The sequence below is a fragment of the Streptomyces sp. NPDC000880 genome (genome assembly GCF_053599675.1).
Genome location: NZ_JBSFMS010000215.1, coordinates 1 through 2,882, shown reverse-complemented (window position 1 = coordinate 2,882; position 2,882 = coordinate 1). Strand labels below are relative to the sequence as shown.

General features: G+C 56.9%; 2 rRNA genes (1 of these 2 running past the window's edge). Both read left to right on the top strand.

What is annotated here, in order from left to right:
- Window positions 1-2,671, top strand: a 23S ribosomal RNA gene (locus ACWDO5_RS35100); it begins 422 nt to the left of the window's first position.
- 87 nt (window positions 2,672-2,758) lie between these two features.
- Window positions 2,759-2,875, top strand: a 5S ribosomal RNA gene (gene rrf / locus ACWDO5_RS35095).
- The last annotated feature ends 7 nt before the right edge of the window (window positions 2,876-2,882 follow it).

The following is a 2,882-nucleotide window of genomic DNA, read 5'->3' as shown; positions in this document are numbered from 1 at the left end:
TACCCAAGTAGCACGGGGCCCGAGAAATCCCGTGTGAATCTGGCGGGACCACCCGCTAAGCCTAAATATTCCCTGGTGACCGATAGCGGATAGTACCGTGAGGGAATGGTGAAAAGTACCGCGGGAGCGGAGTGAAATAGTACCTGAAACCGTGTGCCTACAAGCCGTGGGAGCGTCGCTGTTGTTCTTCGGAGCAACAGTCGTGACTGCGTGCCTTTTGAAGAATGAGCCTGCGAGTTTGCGGTGTGTTGCGAGGTTAACCCGTGTGGGGAAGCCGTAGCGAAAGCGAGTCCGAATAGGGCGGTTTAGTAGCGCGCTCAAGACCCGAAGCGGAGTGATCTAGCCATGGGCAGGTTGAAGCGGAGGTAAGACTTCGTGGAGGACCGAACCCACCAGGGTTGAAAACCTGGGGGATGACCTGTGGTTAGGGGTGAAAGGCCAATCAAACTCCGTGATAGCTGGTTCTCCCCGAAATGCATTTAGGTGCAGCGTCGTGTGTTTCTTGCCGGAGGTAGAGCACTGGATAGGCGATGGGCCCTACCGGGTTACTGACCTTAGCCAAACTCCGAATGCCGGTAAGTGAGAGCGCGGCAGTGAGACTGTGGGGGATAAGCTCCATGGTCGAGAGGGAAACAGCCCAGAGCATCGACTAAGGCCCCTAAGCGTACGCTAAGTGGGAAAGGATGTGGAGTCGCAGAGACAACCAGGAGGTTGGCTTAGAAGCAGCCACCCTTGAAAGAGTGCGTAATAGCTCACTGGTCAAGTGATTCCGCGCCGACAATGTAGCGGGGCTCAAGCGTACCGCCGAAGTCGTGTCATTCCAGCATGAGGGCCAACGCCCGTTGGGATGGGTAGGGGAGCGTCGTGTGCCGGGTGAAGCCGCCGCGTAAGCGAGTGGTGGACGGTTCACGAGTGAGAATGCAGGCATGAGTAGCGATACACACGTGGGAAACGTGTGCGCCGATTGACTAAGGGTTCCTGGGTCAAGCTGATCTGCCCAGGGTAAGTCGGGACCTAAGGCGAGGCCGACAGGCGTAGTCGATGGACAACCGGTTGATATTCCGGTACCCGCTTTGAAACGCCCAGTATCGAGCCCATTAATGCTAAGGCCGTGAAGCCGTCCTGGATCCTTCGGGTGAAGGGGAGTGGTGGAGCCGCCGGCCCAAGGTGGTAGTAGGTAAGCGATGGGGTGACGCAGGAAGGTAGTCCAGCCCGGGCGGTGGTTGTCCCGGGGTAAGGGTGTAGCCCGAGAGATAGGTAAATCCGTCTCTCGTGGAGGGTGAGACCTGATGCCGAGCCGATTGTGGTGAAGTGGATGATCCTATGCTGTCGAGAAAAGCCTCTAGCGAGTTTCATGGCGGCCCGTACCCTAAACCGACTCAGGTGGTCAGGTAGAGAATACCGAGGCGTTCGGGTGAACTATGGTTAAGGAACTCGGCAAAATGCCCCCGTAACTTCGGGAGAAGGGGGGCCATCACTGGTGAGAGGACTTGCTCCTCGAGCTGGGGGTGGCCGCAGAGACCAGCGAGAAGCGACTGTTTACTAAAAACACAGGTCCGTGCGAAGCCGTAAGGCGATGTATACGGACTGACGCCTGCCCGGTGCTGGAACGTTAAGGGGACCGGTTAGTCACATTTCGGTGTGGCGAAGCTGAGAACTTAAGCGCCAGTAAACGGCGGTGGTAACTATAACCATCCTAAGGTAGCGAAATTCCTTGTCGGGTAAGTTCCGACCTGCACGAATGGCGTAACGACTTCTCGACTGTCTCAACCATAGGCCCGGTGAAATTGCACTACGAGTAAAGATGCTCGTTTCGCGCAGCAGGACGGAAAGACCCCGGGACCTTTACTACAGTTTGATATTGGTGTTCGGTTCGGCTTGTGTAGGATAGGTGGGAGACTGTGAACTCTGGACGCCAGTTCAGGGGGAGTCGTCGTTGAAATACCACTCTGGTCGTGCTGGATGTCTAACCTGGGTCCGTGATCCGGATCAGGGACAGTGTCTGATGGGTAGTTTAACTGGGGCGGTTGCCTCCTAAAGAGTAACGGAGGCGCCCAAAGGTTCCCTCAGCCTGGTTGGCAATCAGGTGTTGAGTGTAAGTGCACAAGGGAGCTTGACTGTGAGACCGACGGGTCGAGCAGGGACGAAAGTCGGGACTAGTGATCCGGCGGTGGCTTGTGGAAGCGCCGTCGCTCAACGGATAAAAGGTACCCCGGGGATAACAGGCTGATCTTCCCCAAGAGTCCATATCGACGGGATGGTTTGGCACCTCGATGTCGGCTCGTCGCATCCTGGGGCTGGAGTCGGTCCCAAGGGTTGGGCTGTTCGCCCATTAAAGCGGTACGCGAGCTGGGTTTAGAACGTCGTGAGACAGTTCGGTCCCTATCCGCTGTGCGCGTAGGAGTCTTGAGAAGGGCTGTCCCTAGTACGAGAGGACCGGGACGGACGAACCTCTGGTGTGCCAGTTGTCCTGCCAAGGGCATGGCTGGTTGGCTACGTTCGGAAAGGATAACCGCTGAAAGCATCTAAGCGGGAAGCCTGCTTCGAGATGAGGACTCCCACCTCCTTGAGAGGGTAAGGCTCCCAGTAGACGACTGGGTTGATAGGCCAGATGTGGAAGCCGGGTAACCGGTGGAGCTGACTGGTACTAATAGGCCGAGGGCTTGTCCTCAGTTGCTCGCGTCCACTGTGTTAGTTCTGAAGTTACGAACTGTCGAGCCCCCATGGCCGGGGTTCCGGGTCGATATCTTCATAGTGTTTCGGTGGTCATTGCGTTAGGGAAACGCCCGGTTACATTCCGAACCCGGAAGCTAAGCCTTTCAGCGCCGATGGTACTGCAGGGGGGACCCTGTGGGAGAGTAGGACGCCGCCGAACAATCTTT